The following is a 17,529-nucleotide window of genomic DNA, read 5'->3' as shown; positions in this document are numbered from 1 at the left end:
AAATTCCCGGGCCCCGGCCTCTCATTCCCAGGCCGTCAGCGGGCCGCCCAAAGCTCCGAAGAGCGGCCCGGAAGCCGTATCCCATCTCCGGATTGCCCCTTGTTCAGCGCTCTCCTAGGGATCAACGCCCGGCAATGTCGGCACCAACACTTTGCGAGCTACCCCTTCCGGTGGATCGACTTGTAGCTCAGGTACGCGTTCAGGCCCTCGATGCCGTACTCGGTGCCGAGGCCCGAATCGCGCCGGCCGCCGAACGGCGCGGCATGGTTGGAGGCGAAAAAGTTGATGCCCACGGAGCCGGTGTCCATCCGGTCCGCGACGGCGAGTGCCGCCTCGGGGTCCTGGCCGAACACCAGCCCGCCGAGGCCGAACTCGGTGTTGTTGGCCAGCGCGACAGCCTCATCAACGCCGCCGCCGGCGTCGTCGTACTTCAGGATCGAGAGCACCGGGCCGAAGATCTCCTCCCGGGAGATCCGCATGTCCGGCATGACGCCGGCGAAGACCGTCGGCTCCACGAAGAAGCCGCCTTCCAGGCCGCCACCCAGTGACGCGGCGCGGCCGCCGGTGGTGGCCCGGGCCCCCTCGGCCCGGCCCGCCTCGAGATAGTCCAGCACGATCCGGTACTGGGACTGCGTGGCGCAGGGGCCGAACACCGTGGCCGGGTCCAGCGGGTCGCCCTGCTTGCCGGCGGCGATGGTGGTGGTGACCATGTCCACGACTTCCTCGTAGCGGCTGGCAGGGGCCAGGATCCGGGTGGAGGTGTAGCAGGTCTGCCCGGTGTTGCGCATCGCAGAGCGGATCAGCACCTTCGACATGGCGTCAAGGTCCGCGTCCGGCAGCACGATGGCGCTGGACTTCCCGCCGAGCTCCAGGGTGACGGGGCGCAGCAGTTCCCCGCAGGCCGCCGCGATCTTCCGCCCCACCGGCGTCGAACCGGTGAACGCCACCTTGTTCACGCCCGGGTGCTTCACCAGGGCATCCCCAAGCCGGCCGGAGCCGGTGACCAGGTTGACGACGCCGGCGGGGACGACCCCGCGGCCCCGTCGCCGCCCCGCGCAGCAGGTGCGGCCCAGCGTGCAGTTCACCCTCGATGCGATCACGGGCGCACCCGCGTTCGTGCGCAACGGCCGCCTGGACATCCTGGCCGTCAACCGGCTCGGGCGCGCCCTGTATTCGGAGATGTACCGCGATCCGGGCCGGCCGGTGAACCATGCCCGGTTCATCTTCCTGAGCCCCCGCTCGGCGGAGTTCTACCCGGACTGGAACAAGGCGGCAAGCGACACCGTCGCGATCCTGCGCACCGAATCCGGCCGCGACCCTTACAGCCGCGAGCTGTCCGACCTTGTCGGTGAGCTCTCGATGCGCAGCGAGGAGTTCCGCACCCGGTGGGCGGCACACGACGTGCGGCAGCACTTCACAGGGCTCAAGCACTTCCACCACCCGGTCGTCGGGGACATCGACCTCAAGTTCGAGGCGATGGACCTGGCAGCCGACCCAGGACTTTCCCTGCTGGTCTACCCCGCCGAACCCGGCTCGGCCTCCGAGGACGCTCTGCGCCTCCTGGGCAGCTGGGCGGCGACCCTGGAACAGGCCGAGCAGAAGGAAACAGCGGCCGTAGCGGACAACCAGTGACGTTCACTGTGCGCGCCGAAGCCATCAACCCAGAAGGAGACCCATTGGAAATCCAACCCAAGAAGCCGAGCGTCAAGGGCCCGGCCGCTATGTTCACCGGTGACGTCTGGTTCGACGTCGTTGCCGCCCCGCAGCCCGAACCCTCACGCATGCGCGTGAACTCGGTGCACTTCGCCCCCTGCGCGCGCACGGCCTGGCACTCCCACGCCGTCGGCCAGACCCTGCACGTCACCGAGGGCGTCGGGCTGGTCCAGTCCCGCGGCGGCGATGTCATTGAGATCCGCCCGGGCGACACCATCTACACGCCCCCGGGCGAATGGCACTGGCACGGCGCCGCACCGGAGCACTTCATGACCCACCTGGCCATGTGGGAAGCCCCCGTCGAAGGACCCGAGTCCGAGTGGGGCGCCCTCGTCACCGACGAGGAATACGGCACCAGGTAAGCACCGCCGAATGTCCACTGAACCCAGCGCAATCCAGAAGATGCTCGGCGACTTCGCCCCCAAGCTCGTCGAACTCACCGACGACGTGCTCTTCGGCGACATGTGGGAGCGCCCGGGTTTGTCTCAGCGCGACCGCAGCCTCGTCACCGTCTCGGCCCTCGTCTCGCTCTACCGCACCGACCAGGTCGAGTTCCACCTGCGCAAGGCCCTGGAGAACGGACTGACCAAGGACGAACTGGTCGAAGCGATCATCCACCTGACCTTCTACACCGGCTGGCCCAACGGCATGAGCGCCATCACCACCCTCAAGCGCATCGTCGAAGAAACCGACCAGCCCCGAAGCTAGGCGGTCGCGCAGCGCCAGATCAACAGCCACGAAGCCGAAGGAACAGCACATGACCGAAATGATGACCGCCCTGTTCGGCGGGGCCGGACCCGACTGGGAAACGCGCCAGGTACCCGTACCCAAGCCTGGGCCGGGACAAGTGCTGGTTCGCGCCCGCGCGGTCTCGCTCAACAACGCCGACGTGCAGATGCTGGCGGCGGCCGACCCCGCCTCCGGCAGCCGCCAGGAGTACCTGGCCGGCTTCGAGTTCGCCGGCGAGATCGCCGCCTTGGGCGAGGGCGCCGGCGGCGTCCGCCTCGGCGAACGGGTCATGGGCACCACACAGGGAGCCTTTGCCCAGTATGTCCTGGCCGACCACCGGCACGTCATCGCCGTCCCCGCCGGCATTGCCGACGAGGACGCCTCTGCCCTGCCCACCGGCCTGCTCACCGAGCACGGCGCACTGACCCTGGGCGACTTCCAGCCCGGCCAGTCCGTGCTCATCACCGGCGCCACCTCGAGCATCGGCCTGATCGGCATCCAGATCGCCAAGAGCCTTGGGGCCGGGACCGTCATCGCGACCACCAGAACCGAATCCAAGAAGGACCTGCTGACGGACGCCGGGGCCGACTGCGTCATCGCCACGGCCAGTCAGGACCTCACCGGGTTGGTCCTGGATGCCACCGACGGCCAAGGGGCCGACCTCGTTCTGGATCACGTCGGTGGGCAGACCTTCGCCGACTGTCTCCCCGCCACACGCGTGGACGGCCGGATCGTCAACATCGGTCGGCTGGACCAGGCGGAGTCGACCATCAACCTGGACGCGCTCTCCTACCGCCATCTCCGGATCGCCGGAGTGTCGTTCGGCTTCAGCCGCCCCGACGAACTCGGCCACGTGATCGCCGCCCTGGCCCATCAGGTCCTGCCCGCCGTGGCCGACGGCCGCATCCGCCCCGTCATCGACAGCGTCCTCCCGTTCGGCCAGGCCAAGGAAGCCGCCAATCGCATGCGCAGCGGTCGGGCCCACGGCAAGATCATCCTGACAGTGCCCTGAGTCCGCGCCGGGCTCAGTCGACGACTTCGTCCCTCCTGTTGAACGGGATCCCTCGCACGGCCGCCCTCGGCAGATTGTTGCCGAGGGCTGCCGTGGAGAGGCGCGGTGGGGCTAGTTCAGCGTCGAGGTGTCGATGACGAAGCGGTAGCGGACGTCGGAGGCCAGGACGCGTTCGTAGGCGTCGTTGATTTTCGCGGCCGGGATGACCTCGATCTCGGCGCCGAGGTGGTGTTCGGCGCAGAAGTCGAGCATCTCCTGGGTTTCGCGGATGCCGCCGATGGCGGATCCGGCGAAGGACCGGCGGCCCATGATGAGGGAGAACACGTTCACCGGGAGCGGTTCGGCCGGCGCGCCGACGTTCACCAGGGCGCCGTCGAGGCTCAGCAGCTGCAGGTAGGAGCTGATGTCGATCGGGGCGCTGCCGGTGTTGATGATCAGGTCGAAGGTGCCGGCGAGGTCCGTGAAGGTGTTTTCGTCGCTGGTGGCGTAGTAGGAGTCGGCGCCCAGGTTCAGCCCGTCTTCCATCTTCTTCAGCGACTGGGACAGGACGGTCACCTCGGCGCCCATGGCGTGGGCGAGCTTCACGGCCATGTGTCCGAGGCCGCCGAGGCCGACGACGGCGACTTTCCTGCCGGGGCCGGCGCCCCAGTGGCGCAGCGGGGAGTAGGTGGTGATCCCGGCGCACAGCAGCGGCGCGGCGACGTCGAGCCCGATGCCCTCCGGGATCCGCACGACGAAGTCCTCGGTCACCACGACGTGGGTGGAGTAGCCGCCCTGGGTGATGGCGCCGTCCCGGTCCACGGCACCGTAGGTGCCGGTGTTCCCGGCCAGGCAGTACTGCTCCTCGCCTTTCTGGCAGTTGACGCACTCGCCGCAGGAGTTCACCATGCAGCCGACGCCGACCCGGTCACCGACAGCATGCCTGGTGACGGCGGAGCCGGTCCCGGTGACGATGCCGGCGATTTCGTGGCCGGGAACGAGCGGGTACTGCTGGGGTCCCCAGTCGCCGCGGACGGTGTGGATGTCCGAATGGCAGATGCCGGCGTACTTGATCTCGATCAGGACGTCGTGCGGGCCCACGTCGCGGCGCTCGATGGTGGTCGGGACGAGGTCCCCGGTCGCGGAGGTGGCGGCGTAGGCGTTGACGGTCAGCATGATTTTCTCCTGTGGTTCTTGGTAAAACGGGCGGGTGTCGGTAGGGGTTATCAGGCGCGGAACCGGGCCACGTCCTCGCGGACGGGGGCGGGTTCCTTCTCCAGCGGCAGGTTGCCGGTGTCCTTGGCACCGTCCAGGGCGCCATCGGCGTCTGGGACAGCGGTGTCGAACAGCCCCGCCCAGTCGGACGTCGGCGTGCCGGCGGTGGCGTAGAGCTCGAAGGTCTTGCCTGCGGCTTCGTCGGTCAGCAGGCTGCGGATGAGGACTTCTGCGACGTCTTCGCGGCGGACGGCGCCCGATCCGGTGTCGCCCTGCTTGATCACGAGATGCTTCCCGGCGCCCGGGTTGAACCAGCTCGGGCGGACGATCGTGTAGGGGGCGCCGCTCAGCCGGACGAGCCGTTCGGACCGGCGCTTCCAGTCCAGCAGGTCCTGGTAGGCGCCGTTGTCACTGCGGGTGACGTTGATCGACGTCATGAGGGCTATCCTCGGGCGACGCCCGTTCAGCGCGTTCAGTGTGTTGGCGACGCCGCCGTAGTCGATGCGCTGGGCGGAGCCGGGGCGTCCGTCGCTGTCCGAGCCGTGGGTGAAGAGGATTGCGTCGACGTCCTGAACGGCTGCCGTGAGGCTGGCCGGGTCTTCGAGGTCGCCCTGGACGATCTCGACGTCGGGAAGAATCGTCCGGGCCCGCTGGGGGTTTCTGGCGAGGGCGCGGACCTTGAGTCCGTGCCGGGCCGCGGCGGCAGCGGCCAGCCGCCCGGTCCCGCCGGTAGCGCCGATGAGGAGGACGCGTTGTGGCGTTGCAGTGGTCATGGAGTTACTCCGTCAGATTCGGTTGTTGTGTGGGGGTGCTCCCGCCGGGCGAGTGCGCGCCCGCGCAGCTGCGGTGTCTGCTTGTTTTAGGCGAAGTACGTGGGCGTGCGCGGTACATAGGGTTCTTCGAGCGAGCGGATTTCGTCGTCGGTGAGGTGGATGTCGAGGGCGGCCACGGCGTCACCGAGGTGGTGGGGCTTGGTCGCGCCGGAGAGCACTGAGTCGACGACGGGGTTCCTGAGCACCCAGGCCAACGCTATTTGTGCCATGGGCACGCCGCGGTCCTTCGCGATGCGTTCGGTCGCGTCGATGATGGCCTTGTCGCCGTCGAGCCACAGCGGGTTGCCGAACATGTCCCTAGACGGGTTGCTGTTCGCGCGGGCGGTGCTCTGCTGCCCCCAGGGACGGGCATTCAGCCCGGCGTTCAGGGGGCTCCACGGGATGCTCCCGACGCCCTGATCGGCGAGCAGGCCGAACATCTCGCGTTCTTCTTCACGGTGGGTGAGGCTGTACTGGTCCTGCATCGAGATGAACTTGGTCCACCCGTTCTTCTCGGCGGTGTGCTGCATCTTGGCGAACCGCCACGCCCACATGGATGAGGCACCGAGGTAGCGGACCTTGCCGGCCTTGACGACGTCGTGCAGGGCTTCCATCGTCTCCTCGACCGGGGTTTCGGGGTCGAAGCGGTGGATCTGCAGCAGATCGATGTAGTCGGTGCCCAGGCGGTCAAGGGACGCGTCTACCTGTTCGAGGATTGCCTTGCGGGACAGGCCCGAGCCGCCCGGGCCGGCGTGCATCGGCCAGAACAGCTTGGTGGCCAGGACGACGTCCTCGCGGCTGCTGTACTTGCGGACCGCGCGTCCAACGATCTCCTCTGAGGTGCCTTGGGCGTAGACGTTGGCGGTGTCCCAGAACGTGATGCCGAGCTCCAGGGCCTGCCGGAAGACAGGTTCTGCGGCGTCGTCATCCAGGACCCAGTCGCGTCCGGTGCCGGGGGCGCCGAAACTCATGCAACCGAGCGCGATGCGGCTGATCTTCAGGCCGGAGATGCCGAGGTGTGTGTATTCCATGTGTGTGTCCCTTCAAGGGGGTGTCAGGAGTGCGGGGTGGTGGGTGCCGGCTTGCCGGACCCGGTCCGGGCCGTGCGCCGGACGGCGCGCTCGGCGGGAACGATGAGGAGCAGTACGGCCAGCAACGCGGCGGCCAGCATGACGGATCCGCCGGTATAGGCAATCGCCACGCTGCCGGCCAGCGAGCCCGCGTTGGCCGAAAGGGCCACCAGGACACCGACTCCGAGGGCGCTGCCGAGCTGGTGCGAGGTGTTGACCAGGCCGGAGGCGGCTCCGGCGTCGTTCGCGGTGACGCCGGCGATGCCGGCGGCGGTGAGCGGCGCGAAGCCGAGGCCCTGGCCGATTCCGATCAGGACCAGGGGCAGCGCGACGCCGGTGAGGTCCGGGGTATCGGCGGTGATCCGGCTGAGCCAGAACATGCCGGCGAGGGTCAGGGCGAGCCCGGCGGCCAGCAGTGCCGCGTTGCCGAACCGGTGCGTCAGCCGCGGGACGGCGAGTGCGACGAAGAAGTTGACCACCGTCATGGGGAAGAACGCGACGCCGGCCTGCAGCGGGTTGTAGCCGTAGACCCCTTGCAGGAACTGCGTGGTGAAGAAGAAGAAACCGATCATGGTGCCGGCGAAGAGGAGGCGGGCGGTGTAGGCGCCGGCCCGCTCCCGGTTCGCGAAGAGGTGCAGCGGCATGATCGGCTGCTTCACCTTCCATTCGTTCACTACGAGGAGGGTCAGCAGGACCGCAGCCGCCACCACGGCAGTGACCGTTGTGGGCGCCGCCCAGCCGGCATCGACGGAGTTGACGATGCCGAAGACGAGGGCCCCCATGCCCAGGGTCGAGGCCACGGCGCCGATGATGTCGAAGCGGCCGGTGGCCCGCGGGGTCTCCGGGATGAACCGGACCGCGGCGATGATCATGGCGATGCCGATGGGCACGTTGATATAGAAGCCGGCACGCCAGGAGACCCATTCGGCGAGGGCGCCGCCGACCACCAGGCCCAGGCTGGCGCCGATGCCGGCGACCGCGCCGTAGGCGGCGACGGCGCGGGTGCGTTCCCTGCCGGCGGCGAACGTGGCCGTCAGCAGCGACAGGGCGGAGGGCGCGACGACGGCGGCGCCGACTCCCTGGAGTGCCCGGGCGGCGACCAGCCACCACTCGCTGGGGGCCGCACCGACCAGCAGGGAGGCCAGGGCGAAGACCGCGAGGCCGGCGATGAACACCCGGCGGCGGCCCAGGATGTCACCGAGCCGGGCGCCGAGCAGCAGCAGGCCTCCGAACACCAGGGTATAGGCGTTCTGCACCCAGGACAGTCCGGTGGCGGACAGGCCCATCTCCGCCTGGATCCTGGGCAGGCCGGTGAAGATGATCGAGTTGTCCAGGATGATCATGAAGTAGCTGACGAGGATGATCGCCAGGATCGCCGTCGGGCGGACCCGGCTGGCCGGGGCGACCGGGGCGGCCGTGGTGGCCGTGGTGGTTTTCACGGTTGTCCTTCTTGGTAGCAGGATTGGCGGGGCCTGGGCGGGCCTGCACTATCAAGAACACCGCATCTGGAAGCCGGGCGGGAGTCACTGCTGTTCCACGTACTGGCAGACCACCCTTCAGCGCGGCCTGCGGCCACGAGGCGTGTACTGTCAGGCCCTCCCGCGGTTCGCCGTCCGGCCTTAGCCTGAAACCATGGATAGTCGAAATGATGTGAGTGAGTTCCTGCGCTCCCGCCGGGCCAACGTGACACCGCAGCAGGTGAACCTGATCGTCGGCAGCAACCGCCGCGTGCCCGGGCTGCGGCGGGAAGAAGTCGCCACCCTGGCCTCCGTCAGCGTCGATTACTACGCCCGGCTGGAACGCGGGAACCTCACCGGGGTGTCCGAGGAAGTGCTCGAAGCCATTGCCCACGCCCTGAGACTGGACGAAGCCGAGACGGCCCACCTGTTCGATCTCGCCCGTGCCGCCCAGCCGGGACCGGCCCGCAGGCGTGCGGCCAGGCCGCCGGAACTGCGTCCCAGCCTGCAGCGGTTTCTGGATGCCGTAACCGGCGCCCCCACCTGGGTGCGCAATGAACGCATGGATTTCATCGCCGCCAACCCCCTCGGCCGTGCCCTCTACGCGCCGCTCCTCGCCGACCCTGTGCGGCCTGCCAACAGTGCCCGCTTCATGTTCCTCAACCCAGAAGCACGCACCTACTTCCCGGACTGGGACCGGGGTGCCGACGACATCGTCGCCGTCCTCCGCGGCTACGCCGGCCGGAAGCCGCATGACAGGAGTCTCAGCGACCTGATCGGCGAGCTCGCAACGCGCAGCGACGAATTCCGCACCCGCTGGGCCGCCCACAACGTCCGGTTCCACCGGACCGGCATCAAACGCATCCACCACCCCGTGGTCGGTGACCTCGAACTGAGCTACGAAGCGATGGAACTGCCGGCCAACCCCGGCTGGACCATGTTCGCCTACACCGCCGAACCCGGCTCCGCCAGCGACGAACGCCTGAAACTGCTGGCCAGCTGGGCCGCGACCGCCACCAGTGAACTCTCCGCCTCCGCTGCCCTCTCCGACTGACCTACCGCGCGATGGACGCCCGCGAGGCGCTCAAGGTCCTCGTCCGGCCGTAGCGCACCCCACCCCGCCAGACGTCGAGCTGCGCCATTCCGGCACCTCGCCGCTGGCGTCCCCCACGAAAGGAAGACCCCCATGGCTACATGGCTCATCACAGGATGCTCGACCGGACTCGGCCGGGCCCTCGCCCAGGCAGTGCTCGCCCACGGCCACAACGCCGTCGTCACAGCACGAAACGCCACCACGCTGCAGGACATCGCGGCCGCTTTCCCTGACACGGCGCTGGCCCTCCCCCTCGACGTCACCGACCGGGCACAGATCAGCTCGGTGGTGCAAGGTGCCCGGACCCGCTTCGGCGGCATCGACGTGCTTGTCAACAATGCCGGCTACGGCTACCGCGCCGCGGTTGAGGAAGCGGACGACGCCGACATCCGGCAGTTGTTCGACACCAACGTCTTCGGCGCCGTCGACATGATCAAAGCAGTCCTCCCGGACATGCGCGCGAACAGGGCAGGGTCCATCCTGAACATCTCCTCCATCGGAGCACGCATCTCACCGGCCGGATCCGGATACTACTCGGCAACCAAGGCGGCCCTGGAAGGCCTGTCCGGATCCCTCCACAAGGAACTGCAGCCGCTGGGCATCCACGTCACCGTCATCGAGCCCGGCGCGTTCCGCACGGACTTCGCCGGCCGCTCACTCACCCAGTCCGCGACGGCGATCGAGGACTACGCGGAGACGGCCGGGAAACGGCGCAAGGAGCACGACACGGTCCACGGCACCCAGCCGGGCGACCCGGCAAAGGCCGCAGAAGCCATCCTGGCAATCGTCGAAAGTGCGAACCCGCCGTCGCTGATGGTGCTCGGCAAAGACGCTTTCGACGCATTTGCCGCCGTCGCCCAGGCACAGCGCACGGAACTGGACCAATGGCGGGACCTCAGCCTCAGCACGGGCATCGAGGGCTGAGATACGGCCCAGCGGCTCCGGGCGGGGACACCCATTTGCCGCAGAAGGCCGCCATGGGCACCCCATTCCGGCCTTTTGCGGCAAACCGGCGGGCCTGGACGAGTGCTTTGGGGCGCGGCGGCCGCCACGATCTCCCCGCGTGTCCCGGGCGGCCGGTTATCCACGCACCAGCTTCGCCCGCGCCGAGGTCCAGTCCTGCCGGTGAAGGCGGTCAAACCCCTCGAGGAGAAGATCGAGGGCGAACTCGAACTCGAACTGGTCGTCGCAGCCTGGCCCGACGACAGGGCCGTCGTCGTGCTTCGCGGCCATGGCAATCTGCAGGATTTTCGGGTACCGCGTGGACATCTCCTGGAACATGGCCGCCTGCACCTCCGGCGGCACCTCGGCCTTGCCTTCCGTGTCGGCCCCGGCCGGGTCCTGGAACAACTCCTGGGTGAACCCCCACATGCGGCTGCCCAGGGCGTGCATGACATGGTGGGTGAGGTCAACAGAGAAACCGCCGGCCAGGAACATCCCGATGAACGTGTCCATGTATTCAAGTACGGCCGGCGTCCTGTTGGTGCGGGATTCGAGCACCTGGCGGGCCCACGGGTGCCGCAGGAGCGCCTCTCTTGCCGAGAGGATCCGCTGCCGGACCGCGCTCCTCCAGCCGGCATCGCGGACCGGCGGATCGATCTCGCCGACGATGACGCCGACCATGCCGTCGAGAAGCTCTTCCTTGTTCGCGACGTGCTTGTACAGCGCCATCGGCACCACGCCGAGCTCCTGCGCGAGCCTGCGCATGCTCAGTGACTCGATGCCGACGTCGTCAGCGAGGGAGACGGCGGCGTGCAGCACCCGGTCCGTGTTCAGGCGCACGCGCGGCCCCACCTCGATCTGCTGAACCACCTAAACCACCTGTCGAACAAAGGATTCCCGGTGGACCCCAGCAGAAAGACCGCGACCGTAGGGGCGGACCCTGCAACCATCCGCAGACCCCAAGCCGCGTGGCTCGTGCCCGCCGCCCTGATCTTCCTCAGCCTCATCCCGGTGATCTTCGGCTCGCCTGTCCCGGTGCTGATCCACATTCCCAGTGTCACCGTGTACTGCCTGCTCGGGGCGTTCCAGTTCGTTCCTTCACGTCGTCGAGGCAGCCGCGGCAAGCGCAGCTGGCACCGCATCGCCGGAGGTGTCCTCATCCCTGCCGGCCTGCTCGCTGCCCTTTCCGGCCTATGGATGGCGGTTTTCTACGCCCTCCCGGCCACCGACGGCGAGATTCTCCTCGTTCTTCGGCTCGTCTTCGGCTCGGCCATGGTGGTGAGCATCGTCCTGGGGCTCCTCGCGATCGGGCGCCGGGACTTCGTCAGGCACAGCGCCTGGATGACCCGCGGCTACGCAATCGGCGTCGCCGCGGGAACCCAGGCCCTGGTGCAAATTCCCTGGATTCTTCTGATCGGCCCCGCCGACCAGCTGACCAAGGCAGTGTTCATGGGGGCATCGTGGGTGCTCAACCTTGCGGTGGCCGAGTACGTCATCCACCGGCGCTCTCAGCGATCCGCGCGGGCATCCCGTACTTCCGACCGATCTGTCGAGCCCCATGCAGCAGCTTCGCGCTGAAAGCCGCCGGATACGGGCAGTTCGGACTTGCTCGGTGCCGCCGGATTGGCGGCCCGCGTCAGGTCCGGCCCGCGCCCAGCAGTGCCTGCCGTTGCGGCCACAGTGTCACCGATTCCAGCGCCGACAAGGCGCGGGCCATCGCCTGGGCTTCCGGCGTGAACAGGTGCCCGTGGACGCGCTGGCTGCAGAGGCGGAGCGCCAGGCCGCGGTCCAGCCCGAACCAATCCATCACCGTGTCGATGCCGTGCGGGCTGAGCCGCCAGGTCTTGTCCGCGTCCTTGACGATCGCGTCGTCGATCGAGAGGGCCTCCCGCCGTGAGTCGTGCCCGTCGATGATGGCCAGGATGGCCGGGACCTTCCCGGCGTCGTATCCGGCGTCGGCCAGGATGCCGGCGGCGAGCCGGGCGCCTTCCTTTTCGTGCAGGAGCACCAGGTCCGGCCTGCCTCCGCCCGGCGCAATCGCCTGCAGGACTTCCGCCGGCGGCACCTGTGACCAGCCGATGTCGTGCAGCATGATTGCCGGAAGAACGACGGCGGCGTCCGCCTCCGGGTGCGCATCCAGCAGGGCGCGGGCCAGCCCGAGGGCGTAGAGCGTGTGGGCGTCATTGTCCCGCACCTTCAGCAGCGGCGCGGCGAGCTCCCAGACGGCGGCCAGCTCCGGGTCCAGGGCAATCACCCCGTCCGGCTCCATCTCGATGCCGGCCGAGACTTCGAGGCCGGAGTGGTTGGCTGCGGGCTGAAGTTTAGTCATCCAGCCAGCGTCCCCTCCGGGGCACCGGCTGGCAAGGAGTCGCTTCCGCCCAGCGGAACCCACACTGAAGTCCCCTGTCCGCCCGTAGCCATCTGGGGCCCGGGGATGCCCGGACCCTTCCGGACATGCCCCGCGCCTGGCCCCGGGGATGGACATGTCCCCAAGCCGGATCCGGACATGTCCCGCGCGTCGCCCCAGCAATGGACATATGGGGGTTATGTCCACTCCTGGGCCCGGGCGGAGGGCATGTCCAGTGCTCGGGTGGAGGCGGAAACAGCTACCCGATCAGCGCCAGCACCGCGCCCGCGGCCACCACGCCGCCGGCTTCCGCGCGGACGCCGGTCACGGTTCCGGCGCGGTGGGCGGACACCTGGGTTTCCATCTTCATCGCCTCGAGGACCACCACGGGGTCCCCCGCCGCGACCTCGGCGCCGGGCTCGACGAGCCACTTCACCACGGTCCCGGCCATGTCGGCGCGGAGTTCGGCGGGGTCGGCGGTACCGGCTGCCGCACCGCCGTCGGACGCTGGATCAAGCGAAACCCCGGCCGGCAGCGCCCCGCCGGACAGCGTCCGGGCAGAAAGCGCCCAGCCGTCCAGCAGCTCCGCGGGGAGTCCGACGGCGAGCCGGCGCCCGTCGACGTCGACCGTGATGGTGCGGCGTTCGCCGTCGGGACTGGTGGTGCTGAAGTCCGGGTCGGCAGGGATGAGGTCCGCGAAGTCGGTCTCGATCCAGCGGGTGTGGATGCCCAGGTGCGTCTCGGAGGTGAAGTCCGGGGATTCGAGCACGGCCCGGTGGAACGGCAGCACGGTGGCCACCCCGGTGATGCTGATCTCCGCCAGTGCCCGGCGTGCCCGGCGCAGCGCCTGCTGGCGGTCCGCGCCCGTGACGATCAGCTTTGCCAGCAGGGAATCGAACTGCGGCGGGACGAAAGATCCGGAGCGGACCCCGGTGTCGAGCCGGATGCCGGGCCCGGTGGGGCCGGCGAACTCCCCGATCGTGCCGGGCGACGGCAGGAAGCCGCGGCCCACGTCCTCGGCGTTGAGCCGGAATTCGAAGGCGTGCCCGCGGGGTGCCGGGTCCTCGCGGACGCGAAGCGGCTCGCCGGCGGCGATCCGGAACTGCTCCTGCACGAGGTCGATCCCGGTGGTCTCCTCGGTGATCGGGTGCTCCACCTGCAGCCGTGTGTTGACCTCCAGGAACGCGACGGTGCCGTCGGCCGCCACGAGGAATTCCACCGTTCCGGCGCCCGTGTAGCCGGCCTCCCGGCAGACCGCCTTCGCGGCGTCGTAGATCTGCTGCGTCTGCTCCTCGCTGAGGAACGGCGCGGGGGCCTCCTCCACGAGCTTCTGGTGCCGGCGCTGCAGGGAGCAGTCGCGGGTTCCGACGACGACGACGTTGCCGTGCGCGTCCGCCAGCACCTGCGCCTCGACGTGGCGCGGACGGTCCAGGTAGCGCTCCACGAAGCAGTCGCCGCGGCCGAAGGCGGCAACGGCCTCGCGGACGGCGGAGTCGAAGGCTTCCTCGACCTCGTCCAGGGCGCGGACCACCTTCATGCCGCGGCCGCCGCCGCCGAAGGCCGCCTTGATGGCGATCGGCAGGCCGTGCTGCTCGGCGAAGGCGCGGGCCTCGGCGGCGGAATGCACCGGGCCGTCGCTCCCGGCCACGAGCGGCGCACCGGCCCGGACGGCGGCCTCGCGGGCGGTGATCTTGTTGCCGAGGAGCCGGATGGCGTCCGGGGCGGGGCCGATCCAGGTCAGTCCGGCGTCGAGGACGGCCTGGGCGAAGTCGGCGTTTTCGGAGAGGAAGCCGTAGCCGGGGTGGACGGCGTCGGCCCCGGATTCGGCGGCCACGGCCAGCAGCTTGGGGATGTTCAGGTAGGTGTCCGCCGGGGCGTTGCCGCCCAGGGCGAAGGCCTCGTCCGCGGCGGAGGCGTGCAGTGCGTCGGCGTCGATGTCCGCGTACACGGCGACGGAGGCCAGTTGCGCGTCGTCGCAGGCCCGGGCTATCCGGACCGCGATTTCCCCACGGTTGGCGATCAGGACCTTGCGCATCAGTTACTCGCTTTTCGTTCGGAAGTGGTGGGTCCGGCGGCGGCCCAGCGGAAGCGGATCCTGGCGCCGATCGGGATCTGGGCGGCACGGTCCAGCTGGGAGTCGACCACGACGCCGATCACCGGGTAGCCCCCGGTGATCGGGTGGTCGGCCAGGAAGAGTACGGGCAGGCCTTCCGGGGGAATCTGGAGGGCCCCGGCAACCGTCCCTTCGCTGGGAAGTTCGCCGGTGCGGCTGCGCTGCAGCGGGGTTCCCTGCAGGCGCATGCCCACGCGGTTGGACTGCGGTGTCACTTCCCAGTCCTGGCCGCAGAAGGAGTCCAGGGCCGCCTGGTCGAACCAGTCGGCACGCGGGCCGGGGACGACGTCGAGCACGCTCACGCCGGTGCCCGGGAAGTCCGGCTGCAGTTCCGGATCCCCCACGACGCCGGATTCCGTGTCCGGGCCGGCGGCGAGGACCCCGCCGCCGGCCAGCGGCGCCGGGCCGATTCCGGACATGGTGTCCGTGGAGCGGCTGCCCAGCACCGGGGCGGCATCCACGCCGCCCCGGACCGCGACGTAGCTGCGGAACCCGCTCTCCGGCGCGCCGATGCTGAGGATTTCGCCGTCGAGCAGGGCGAACGGTGTGGCCATGGGCGCCGTCCGGCGCTGTCCGGCTTCCCCGGACTCCCCTGACTCCCCTGGCTCAGGGTCCGACGGCGACTCGATGCCCAGGTGCGACGGCGCCCCGGCGACGGCGAGGACCTGGTCCCCGACGGCCTGGACCCGGAGGCCGCCGGCGACGGTTTCGACCGCCGCCGCGCCGGGCGCATTGCCCACGAGGCGGTTGGCCCGGCGCAGCGAGGCGCGGTCCAGTGCCCCGGCGGCGGAAACGCCCAGGCCGGAGTGGCCGTGCCGGCCGAGGTCCTGGATCAGGCTTTGCACTCCCGGTGACAGGACCCGGAGGCCGGACGCGGCCTGCTGAGCTTCCGGGGAAACTGTGGCGGGCTCCGCGGCCAGTGTCACCGCGTTCCGGACCGCGCGGAACCGGACGCGGTGGCCGGGGGTGACGAGGGCCGGCTGCTCCCGGTCCAGGTCCCACATCTTCGCGCCGGTGCGGCCGATCAGCTGCCAGCCGCCGGGTGAGCTGCGCGGATACACGGCCGAGTAGTGGCCGGCCAGCGCCACCGAGCCCGCCGGGACGGCGGTGCGGGGCGAGCTGCGCCGGGGGACTTCCAGCGACTGGTTCTCCCCCACCAGGTAGCCAAACCCCGGGGCGAAGCCGGCGAAGGCCATGGTCCAGAGCTGGCCGGAATGGGCTGCGATCACGCCGTCGGTCCCGAGACCGGTAAGCTGCCCCACTTCGGCGAGGTCCTCGCCGTCGTACACGGTTTCTATGACCACCAGTTCACCCTCGGTGCGGGCCCGCGCGGTGAGCTGGAGCCGGGGCAGGAGCGCAGCGATGCGCCGGGCCGAGGCGGGTGAGTCGGCCCTGACCAGGACGGTCTCGGCCGCGGCCAGCACGTCCGTCTGGCCCGGCAGCGGCTTTTCGAGGAGCAGTGCCTGCAGGGCGAGCACGTCCTGCGTCCCGGAAAGCTCGGCGAGCACCGCGCAGGTTCCCACGGCCCGCACGGAGCGGACCTTCTGTAATGCCGGGGTTTCCCCCGCTGCCTCAATCATCAGCCGCTTCCATCATTGCCGGTGTCTCACGAATAGCGTCCGCGCCGCTCAGGGTCAGCGCCGTTCAGGCGCGGGCGTCCTGCAGGAGCCGCTCTTCCTCATCCGTGTGCGGATCCCGGCCGATGGCCAGGCCGACGATGGTCACCACGGAGCTTGCCAGCAGGTACGCCGCGATCACGTACCAGTTGCCGGTGGCGGCGTAGAGGGCCGTGAAGACCAGCGGTGCGATGGCGCCGCCGACGACGCCGGCTAGCGTATAGGCCAGTGAGCTGCCGGCGTAGCGCAGCCGGGCCGGGAACTGCTCGGTGATGTAGGCCGCCTGCGGTCCGTACATGAAGGCGTGGAAGGCCAGGCCGATCACGACACCGACGGTCAGCAGCAGGACGGACCTGCCCTGGACCATCAGGAAGAACAGCGGGATGTAGACTGCGGTGCCGGCGGCGGCGATGCCGTAGACGAGACGCCGGTTGAAGCGGTCCGTGAGGGCGCCGGCGGCAGGGATCAACGCCAGCTGGAACGCCGAGCCGATGAGGATGGCGCCGAGCACGTTTCCGGTGGTCATGCCCAGTTCCCTGGTGGCGTAGACGGCCACGAAAACGGTGAACAGGGAGTAGAGGACGTCGGGGCAGATCCGGGACAGCGCGGCGGACACGAGGGCGCGGGGCTCCTTGGTGAAGACCTCCTTGATGGGGGCCTTGGGCTGTTCGCCGTGGGCCTTGATGGCCTTGAAGACCGGGGTTTCCTCCAGCTTGAGCCGGATCAGGAGCCCGAAGACCACCAGCACGGCGGAGGCCAGGAAGGCCACCCGCCAGCCCCAGGCGAGGAAGTCCGCGTTGCTGAGGGTGGCGGCGAGCACCGCCAGGACGCCGTTGGCCATCAGGTTGCCGGCGGGCGGCCCGATCTGGGCTGCGGAGGACCAGAATCCGCGCTTGCTGGCGGTGCCGAATTCGCTCGAGAGCAGGACAGCGCCGCCCCATTCGCCGCCGACGCCGATTCCCTGGGCCAGGCGCAGGAGCACCAGGATGGTGGGGGCTGCTACGCCGATCACCGAGTAGTCGGGGAGGGCGCCGATCAGCACGGTGGCGGCACCGATCAGCAGCAGCGTGATCACGAGGACGTTCTTGCGGCCGATCCTGTCACCGAGGCGGCCGAAGACGATGCCGCCGATGGGGCGGGCCAGGTATCCGACGGCGAAGGTGGAGAAGGAAAGCAGGAGGCCCACGAACTCGTCGTTGTTCGGGAAGAAGATCTTGGGGAAGACCAGGGCCGAGGCCACCGAGTAGATCGCGAAGTCGTAGTACTCCAGAGATGTGCCGGTGAGGCTGGCGATGTAGGCCTTCAGGGCGCCGGGCGGCAGCTTCCTCGTGGCGCCGGCCGGTGAGGCCTGGTGTGGTGCGGTCATGACTGTTCCTCCAGGGGTGCGGGTGCTGCCTGTGCTGCTGGGTGGGTGGAGCGCATCGGGGTGCC

Annotated in this window: 17 protein-coding genes; 7 read left to right on the top strand and 10 right to left on the bottom strand. The window is 69.5% G+C overall.

Going from position 1 to position 17,529, the window contains the following annotated elements; translation table 11 throughout:
- Positions 1-158: 158 nt before the first annotated feature.
- The gene (locus J9611_RS14990) at positions 159-1,100 is read right to left on the bottom strand and encodes an aldehyde dehydrogenase family protein (protein WP_307857120.1); all 942 of its coding nucleotides are present in this window, start codon (positions 1,098-1,100) and stop codon (positions 159-161) included.
- Between J9611_RS14990 and J9611_RS14985 the strand changes: the two genes are divergently transcribed.
- The 4 genes from J9611_RS14985 to J9611_RS14970 are packed head-to-tail and all read left to right on the top strand — an operon-like array spanning position 1,075 to position 3,454.
- Complete coding sequence (locus J9611_RS14985; protein WP_307857119.1) at positions 1,075-1,632, top strand: MmyB family transcriptional regulator; 558 nt, start codon at positions 1,075-1,077, stop codon at positions 1,630-1,632. The two genes, J9611_RS14990 and J9611_RS14985, sit on opposite strands and share 26 nt — an antisense overlap.
- Positions 1,633-1,676: 44 nt before the next feature.
- Positions 1,677-2,075 (top strand): (R)-mandelonitrile lyase, encoded by a 399-nt coding sequence (locus J9611_RS14980; RefSeq protein ID WP_246527856.1) that lies wholly within the window; start codon positions 1,677-1,679, stop codon positions 2,073-2,075.
- Between the two features lie 10 nt (positions 2,076-2,085).
- Positions 2,086-2,421, top strand: a complete 336-nt coding sequence (locus J9611_RS14975; protein WP_211881242.1) for a carboxymuconolactone decarboxylase family protein — start codon at positions 2,086-2,088, stop codon at positions 2,419-2,421.
- Positions 2,422-2,470: 49 nt separating this feature from the next.
- Positions 2,471-3,454, top strand: coding sequence for a quinone oxidoreductase family protein (locus J9611_RS14970; RefSeq protein WP_211881241.1), 984 nt, complete (start codon positions 2,471-2,473; stop codon positions 3,452-3,454).
- Positions 3,455-3,565: 111 nt separating this feature from the next.
- On the opposite strand, the gene J9611_RS14965 is transcribed toward J9611_RS14970, so the two are convergent.
- The 4 genes from J9611_RS14965 to J9611_RS14950 form a co-directional block, all read right to left on the bottom strand.
- The gene (locus J9611_RS14965; protein ID WP_211881240.1) at positions 3,566-4,609 is read right to left on the bottom strand and encodes an NAD(P)-dependent alcohol dehydrogenase; all 1,044 of its coding nucleotides are present in this window, start codon (positions 4,607-4,609) and stop codon (positions 3,566-3,568) included.
- A 50-nt stretch (positions 4,610-4,659) separates the two neighbouring features.
- Positions 4,660-5,421 carry an SDR family oxidoreductase gene (locus tag J9611_RS14960; protein WP_211881239.1) on the bottom strand — a complete coding sequence of 254 codons (762 nt, stop codon included), beginning with the start codon at positions 5,419-5,421 and terminating at the stop codon, positions 4,660-4,662.
- A gap of 86 nt (positions 5,422-5,507) precedes the next feature.
- The gene (locus J9611_RS14955; RefSeq protein WP_211881238.1) at positions 5,508-6,491 is read right to left on the bottom strand and encodes an aldo/keto reductase; all 984 of its coding nucleotides are present in this window, start codon (positions 6,489-6,491) and stop codon (positions 5,508-5,510) included.
- 23 nt (positions 6,492-6,514) lie between these two features.
- Positions 6,515-7,969: an MFS transporter gene (locus J9611_RS14950; RefSeq protein ID WP_307857118.1), complete on the bottom strand. Its 1,455-nt coding sequence runs from the start codon at positions 7,967-7,969 to the stop codon at positions 6,515-6,517.
- Positions 7,970-8,162: 193 nt separating this feature from the next.
- On the opposite strand from J9611_RS14950, the gene J9611_RS14945 reads away from it, so the two are divergent.
- On the top strand, positions 8,163-9,041 hold the full coding sequence (locus J9611_RS14945) for a helix-turn-helix transcriptional regulator (protein WP_211881237.1): 879 nt from the start codon (positions 8,163-8,165) through the stop codon (positions 9,039-9,041).
- Positions 9,042-9,173: 132 nt separating this feature from the next.
- Positions 9,174-10,004, top strand: a complete 831-nt coding sequence (locus J9611_RS14940; protein WP_211881236.1) for an oxidoreductase — start codon at positions 9,174-9,176, stop codon at positions 10,002-10,004.
- A gap of 156 nt (positions 10,005-10,160) precedes the next feature.
- On the opposite strand, the gene J9611_RS14935 is transcribed toward J9611_RS14940, so the two are convergent.
- Complete coding sequence (locus J9611_RS14935; protein ID WP_307857117.1) at positions 10,161-10,892, bottom strand: TetR/AcrR family transcriptional regulator C-terminal domain-containing protein; 732 nt, start codon at positions 10,890-10,892, stop codon at positions 10,161-10,163.
- 30 nt (positions 10,893-10,922) lie between these two features.
- Here J9611_RS14935 and J9611_RS14930 point away from each other — a divergent pair, with 30 nt between their 5' ends.
- Positions 10,923-11,600, top strand: coding sequence for a DUF2306 domain-containing protein (locus J9611_RS14930; RefSeq protein WP_307857116.1), 678 nt, complete (start codon positions 10,923-10,925; stop codon positions 11,598-11,600).
- Between the two features lie 58 nt (positions 11,601-11,658).
- On the opposite strand, the gene J9611_RS14925 is transcribed toward J9611_RS14930, so the two are convergent.
- From J9611_RS14925 to J9611_RS14910, 4 genes are all read right to left on the bottom strand, one after another.
- On the bottom strand, positions 11,659-12,351 hold the full coding sequence (locus tag J9611_RS14925) for an HD domain-containing protein (protein WP_211881235.1): 693 nt from the start codon (positions 12,349-12,351) through the stop codon (positions 11,659-11,661).
- A gap of 277 nt (positions 12,352-12,628) precedes the next feature.
- Positions 12,629-14,404 carry an acetyl/propionyl/methylcrotonyl-CoA carboxylase subunit alpha gene (locus J9611_RS14920; RefSeq protein WP_211881234.1) on the bottom strand — a complete coding sequence of 592 codons (1,776 nt, stop codon included), beginning with the start codon at positions 14,402-14,404 and terminating at the stop codon, positions 12,629-12,631.
- Positions 14,404-16,062, bottom strand: coding sequence for a 5-oxoprolinase subunit B/C family protein (locus J9611_RS14915; protein ID WP_211881233.1), 1,659 nt, complete (start codon positions 16,060-16,062; stop codon positions 14,404-14,406). The genes J9611_RS14920 and J9611_RS14915 overlap by 1 nt, the downstream gene beginning before the upstream one ends.
- Positions 16,063-16,126: 64 nt before the next feature.
- On the bottom strand, positions 16,127-17,464 hold the full coding sequence (locus J9611_RS14910) for an MFS transporter (protein ID WP_211881232.1): 1,338 nt from the start codon (positions 17,462-17,464) through the stop codon (positions 16,127-16,129).
- Positions 17,465-17,529: the final 65 nt, after the last annotated feature.

Origin of the sequence: Pseudarthrobacter albicanus (assembly GCF_018224015.1) — a bacterium.
Taxonomy (GTDB): Bacteria; Actinomycetota; Actinomycetes; order Actinomycetales; family Micrococcaceae; genus Arthrobacter; species Arthrobacter albicanus.
This window is presented reverse-complemented; position numbering and strand designations above follow the sequence as displayed.